The sequence below is a fragment of the Kitasatospora sp. NPDC059803 genome (assembly GCF_042732255.1).
Lineage (GTDB): Bacteria > Actinomycetota > Actinomycetes > Streptomycetales > Streptomycetaceae > Kitasatospora.
The window spans coordinates 11,859-17,347 of the sequence record NZ_JBHWIJ010000111.1 but is presented as its reverse complement, the minus strand read 5'-3'; the positions used below and the strand labels follow the sequence as shown (position 1 = coordinate 17,347).

Below are 5,489 nucleotides of genomic sequence, written 5' to 3'. Positions count from 1 at the left end.
GGGGGGCGGCCGCGGGGGGCTCGGGTTTGGGGGGCCCCCAGAGCCACCGCCCCCCCGCGGGGGGGCGGGGGGGCCCCCCCCGGGGGGGGGGGGCGGGGGGGGGGGCGCCCGCCCCGTCGGTGGGCCGGGTCGGTGGCCACGGTGTGGATCCGGGCCCACCGGCCGGTGGGGTGGGTGGGGCCCCGGTAGCCGCGGTAGACGATGCCGATGGCGCAGGAGGCCAGCGTGCCGTCGTCGGCGGGGACGACATAGGCGAGCAGGTTCGGGTCGGTGCCGAGCCGCTCGCGCATGTCGTCGCGGAAGGTGGTGCGCCAGTCGTCGGTGAGCCGGGCGCCGTCGAGCACCGCGACGCGCAGGCGCAGCAGTTCGTCGGCGTCCTCGGGGCCGGCGGGGCGTACGGGGGATCCGGTCATGCGGGACTGCCTCCGGGGTTCGGTGGGTCACTCAGGTGGTTGTCGGGGGAGGCCGAGGCGGCCGAGGTGCCGGTCGGTGCCGCCGTCGGGCCGGTGCCGCCGTCGGGCCGGTGCCGCCGTCGGGCCGCTGCACGGCGCGGTAGGCGTACGGGATCCGGCTGGGGTGGGGAAGGTGACGGTGCCTTCCTCAGCCCTGGACCAGGTCGCGGGGGTCGGACCCCTCGGCCCAGCCGTGGGTGGAGAACCCGCGACCACCGGACAGGTACGCGGACAGGGCGGCGTGGGAGGACGGGAACATCGGCAGCGGCAGCTCGCCCGCGGGCGACCACACCACGGCGAGGTGCTTGCCGGGCTCGGTGTTCGTCAGCTCGCCCTGCCAGGCGGTGGCGAGGAACACCGACAGCAGGAACGGGCCCTTGCCGTCCCAGCCCTGGCGGACCTGGATCGTGTGGACCAGCCGCAGGTCGCGCGGGTCGACTTCCAGCCCCGTCTCCTCCGCCAGTTCACGGGCGGCGGCCTCGTCCAGGCGCTCGCCGACCTCGACCTTGCCACCGGGGATCGTCCACACCGGCGTCGTGCTCCAACTGTTCGTCGCGTAGTTGATCGTCGCGACCCGGCCGCCACTCCGGTCGTGGACGATGACGGCCACCGCCTGTCGCAGGCTCTCCACAGCACTACCTCCAAGGACGCTCGATCAAAGGGGACTTGGGGACTTCACGGGGCCGACGCCGGTCCGCGCAGCGGCTCCAGGACGGTGCGGGGTGAGCTGGAGCATCACGCGCACGGGCCGGCGGGGCCGGCGGGGTCGGGCCGGGTCACGAGGCCTCCCCGGTGGGCTGGTCGGTCGCTGCGGCGAGCAGCGGCAGGTAGTGGTGCAGGTAGGGCGGGACCTTCAGATCGAGCACCTCGTCGAGGGGGACCATGCGCACGGCCAGGCCCTCGTCACCGAGCCGCAGGTCGCTCTCGGGGCCGTCCCGGACGGCGTGCAGGACGCGGGTGAGCGGGAGGCCGAGGTCCTGGTGCGGGCCGGGGAGGGTCCGTAGCCCGGTGACCTCGACGCCGGCCTCCTCGCGGACTTCGCGCACCGCGCTCTCCTCGGCGCTCTCGTCCCCCTCGCGCCAGCCGCCGATCGGAGTCCAGTAGCCGGGCCAGGCCATGCCCGGTCTGTCTTCGCGCAGGTGCATCAGCAGTCGACCCGCGTGGTCGGTGACGAAGACCAGGACGCCCTCGAAGTCGTCGCCATCCGGGGCGGGGCGCTCCAGGTAGAGCGGGACGCCGCAGCGGTGGGCGCGCAGCACCTGCCGGAGCCGCTGGTAGTGGGCGGGGGTCATCCGGGAGCGCCAGTCGTGGGCCGTCTCGAACCGGAACTCGGTGTGCTCGGCCGGATCGAGCCGGATCCGGGCCTGCTGCTCCACGGTCAGCGTGCCGCCGTCGAACACGTAGCCGGCGACCGGGACCGGGTAGTCGGCGTCGGCCTGCGTGTGGATCACGGCGACCAGGCGCCGCCGGAGCACCTGCGGGTTCTCCGCGGCCAGGTCCAGGCCCAGCTCCTCCCGGGCTTCGCGCAGCGCGGCGTCGAAGGGGCTCTCGCCGTGCTCGACGTTGCCGCCGGGCATGTTCCACACGCTCGGGTCGATGGTCGAGCGCATCCCGAGGACGCGGCCGGCGGGGTCGGCGACCAGGAAGGAGCCGTAGGCGCTGGGCCGGGCGATGGTGGTCAGGTAGCCGCCGACCGGCCGCCAGCCCGGGATCGCCAGGCGGCCGTTCAGCCACTCGATCACCGCGCGCTGGCCGTGGCTGGTCGTGGGCAGCCGGTCCGCTGGAGCCCACTGGTGGGAGTCGTGGTCGCCGGAGAGGACGACCGGGGTGCCCTCCGGAACGACGGTGGCGAAGACGAACTGCCGTACGCGCCGGCCGTTCGGGTCGGTGAGGTCCAGGCTCCGCGCGTACTCCAGCGGCAGCCCGGCAAGCCCGGTCTGCTCGGCCAGTTCCCGTGCCGCGCCCGCCGCCATGGGCTCGCCGTCCTCGTGGCCGCCGCCCGGGTACTCCCACAGGCCGGGCAGGACGTCGTGCGCGGCCCGGCGGATCATCAGGATCCGGCCGCAGGTGTCGCGGACCACCACGCCGACGCCGATCCGTTCGGCGCCCTCGCGGAAGGCGAGGCCGGTCAGCATGTCGAAGTCGATCACCGGGTGGGCTCCTCGGTCTCTCGGGCGGGTGCGTTCCGCCGGTCGGTGCCGGTCTTCGCCGCAGCTCCTCCGAACACCGTCGGCGCGCGGGCGCGCAAGTGTGCTGGAAGAAGGCGATCCGACGTCCAAGTTTCTTTCTGCGGACCTGAGTTAAGGAACCTCCCAGAGGTTGGCGGTCTCCGATGATGGTGCTGTTCGAGCGCGGCGTTCAAGCGGATTACCTCCGGGCGAGCCCGGGTCGAACGGGGAGGTTTCGAGCACCTCCGGGCGCGGCCGAGGGCGTCCTCCAACTGGCCGCGGACGGGCTCGGACAGGGGCGGAGCCCAGCGCGCAGGCGGCGAGAGCCTGTTCGAGCCCGGCTGTCAGACCGGGTTCGAGGCGGTCACGGACGCCCGGGCAGCCGAGGAGGTCAGGCAGTGCGTAGTCGCCGCCGGATTCACCCGTTCGGATGACCGTCGAGCGCCGGCCGTCCACCTCCGCACCGTGGCGCAGGGCAAGGGGCAAGCAGGGCGAGGGGGCCGGCGATGCCGTGTGCTTCCCTGTCGAGTTCTTCTGTTCATTCATCAGGGCCCCGGACCAACGGATGTGGAGCGATCGGTCCCGGCTTCCCGCAGTGCCGGTTCCTCGTCGGCTGCCTGTCGGGCCCGGGCCGGTCTCACGGACCGTGCATGGCAGACTGCGTCCCCGTGATCGATGAATTCGCCAAGGAGTACTTGCACAGCGATCTGCGCGATGTCCGGGAGGCGCTCGTCTGGAAGCTCGACGGGCTGTCCGAATACGACGTCCGCCGACCTCTGACCGGCTCGGGCACGAGCCTCCTCGGACTGGTCAAGCACCTCACGAACATCGAGTACCGGTACTTCGGCAACGTCCTCGGCCGCCCGTGCCCGGAGCCGCTGGGTCGGTGGGACGACGAGCGGCTCTGGGCCGAGGCGATGTGGGTGACCGAGCACGAGACCCGCGAGGAGATCATCGGCCGGTACCGCCGGGTCGCGGAGCACTCCGACGCGACGATCGACGCCCTCACCGTCGAGGCACCGGGCTACGTGCCCTGGTGGCCCCGTCCGAACGTCACATTGTTCAGCATCCTGGTGCACGTGCTCACCGAGACCAACCGGCACGCCGGGCACGCCGACATCCTGCGCGAGCACCTCGACGGCGCCACCGGGACCGAGGCGAGCCACGCGAATTCGCAGCCCGACGCCGCGTTCCGGCAGTCCCGGTTCGCCGAGGTCGAGCGGGCCGCCAGGGCGGCGGTGGGCACACCCTGACGAGCCTGAGCGGGCGTTTGGAGAGCTCTACTCCTGTGACGACATCCACGAAGCCTTCCTCACTCGCGGATGCGCACTCATCTGTTGGCGGCGGCTTGTCTCCCTACCTTGACAGCATCGGAACCCAGTGATCCATCACCTGGCACAGGCACAGGCACAGGCGCTGACGGTGGTCGGCAATCCAGTGGTCAGCACGGATCCGGCCAGACGCCCCGCTCGGACAGGTGGAGCACGAGGGCGGCGATGTTCCAGGCGTCGTCCTCGCCGCTGTGGTGACGGCCTTCGAGTCGCCGTCCGGCGATCTCCAGGGCCTTCGCCATGCCGGGGCGTTTGCGCAGGCCGTATGCCTCGGTGAAGGCCGCTTTGGCGTTGGTGTGGTGCCGGCCGAAGGGATACGGCGTCCCGGTGGCCTGGCACTGCCGGGTGAACTGGTTGCGGTCGTAGTCGCCCCAACTGGCCCACGGGCGCGCCCCGGCGTGGTGTTCGGCCGCCAGGAGCCGGCACGCCTCGGCGAAGCCGACCCCTGCGTCGACCTCGTGCTGGGTGAGGCCGGTCAGTTCCGTGCAGAACTCGCTGACCGTGGATCGGGCGGGCCGCACCAGGATTCGGTGGCGGGCGAGGCGTTCGCCGGCGTCCAGATCGACGACGGTCAGTCCGATCTCGATGATCTCGCTGACCGCTCCCCGCGGTTGGCCGCCGGCCCAGCAGGTTGCTTCGACGTCCACGACGTTCAGGAGGCGCTCGGCCCCGGTGCTGTCCATGGCGGGAAGCGTAGGGAGGAGCGGCGGCCGCGGCACCTGGTTTTGCCTGCCGGGGTGCGGGTGCGCAGCGGCCCCGCACCCCCGGGTACGGACGGCGGTTGCGGCAGGTCGAGACCAGCCGGGACGGAGCGGCGCCGAGGTGCTCGCCCGGCTGCGACGGCTGCGACGGCGGCGCGGCGACCGTGATCCGCTCGGTTTCGGTCTCGCCGAGATCGCTCCGCTGGTGGCCCCGCTGCTGTGGCTGACCCTGGACCGGGCCCGCGAGAAGCTCGCCGAGAACCTGGTGGAGGTCGCCTCGCGCGGATCGTCGGCGCTGTGGCGGCGGGTACGGCGGCGGGTACGGCGGCGCCGGTCGGCTCCCGAGGTCATCCCGCCACTGACCCGCGATCAGCAGCGCTTGGTCCACCGCATGGTGCTCGACGCGGCCGGGGAAGCCGGGCTCTCCCCGGACCTGGGGCGGCGGATCGCCGACGGCGTGGTGGCCGGTCTCGCACTGGCCGACCCGGACGAACGGCCGGACGAACGGCCGGACGAACAACCGGACGAACGGCTGGACGCGGCGGCGGAGGGTGGCCCGGGCCACGTGCCGGGGGAACGATGACCGGTGCCGGGCCGCGCCCGGCCGCCTGGCCCGCCTCCAGCCCGCCGCGATGCGCCGCTGACCCGCGAGAACACCCGCGATCCGGGCCGGAAGGAGCGTCCGGACCACCTGGCACGAGCCCGCTTGCCGGCCCTGGGCCCGGCGATCGGCCACCACGGCCCCGGGGCCCCCCGGGGGGGCGGGCCGCGGGGGGGGGGGGGGGCGCCCGGGGCCCCGCGGGCCGGGGGCCCCCCCGCCGGGGGGGTGAGAACACT

Annotated in this window: 5 protein-coding genes and 1 pseudogene; 2 read left to right on the top strand and 4 right to left on the bottom strand. The window is 73.6% G+C overall.

Translation table 11 applies throughout. The annotated features are described in order from the left end of the window. The 3 genes and pseudogenes from ACFV6I_RS19255 to ACFV6I_RS19245 all read right to left on the bottom strand — a co-directional run. A pseudogene (locus ACFV6I_RS19255) lies at positions 1–413 on the bottom strand (hypothetical protein); the annotation flags it as partial. 187 nt (positions 414–600) lie between these two features. Further along, complete coding sequence (locus ACFV6I_RS19250) at positions 601–1,083, bottom strand: NUDIX domain-containing protein (protein WP_380426515.1); 483 nt, start codon at positions 1,081–1,083, stop codon at positions 601–603. 145 nt (positions 1,084–1,228) lie between these two features. Then, positions 1,229–2,602 (bottom strand): NUDIX domain-containing protein, encoded by a 1,374-nt coding sequence (locus ACFV6I_RS19245; RefSeq protein WP_380426513.1) that lies wholly within the window; start codon positions 2,600–2,602, stop codon positions 1,229–1,231. 686 nt (positions 2,603–3,288) lie between these two features. Here ACFV6I_RS19245 and ACFV6I_RS19240 point away from each other — a divergent pair. After that, positions 3,289–3,873, top strand: coding sequence for a DinB family protein (locus ACFV6I_RS19240; RefSeq protein WP_380426511.1), 585 nt, complete (start codon positions 3,289–3,291; stop codon positions 3,871–3,873). A gap of 188 nt (positions 3,874–4,061) precedes the next feature. On the opposite strand, the gene ACFV6I_RS19235 is transcribed toward ACFV6I_RS19240, so the two are convergent. Further along, on the bottom strand, positions 4,062–4,634 hold the full coding sequence (locus ACFV6I_RS19235) for an exonuclease domain-containing protein (RefSeq protein ID WP_380426509.1): 573 nt from the start codon (positions 4,632–4,634) through the stop codon (positions 4,062–4,064). Between the two features lie 139 nt (positions 4,635–4,773). Between ACFV6I_RS19235 and ACFV6I_RS19230 the strand changes: the two genes are divergently transcribed. After that, positions 4,774–5,235 carry a hypothetical protein gene (locus ACFV6I_RS19230; protein WP_380426507.1) on the top strand — a complete coding sequence of 154 codons (462 nt, stop codon included), beginning with the start codon at positions 4,774–4,776 and terminating at the stop codon, positions 5,233–5,235. The last annotated feature ends 254 nt before the right edge of the window (positions 5,236–5,489 follow it).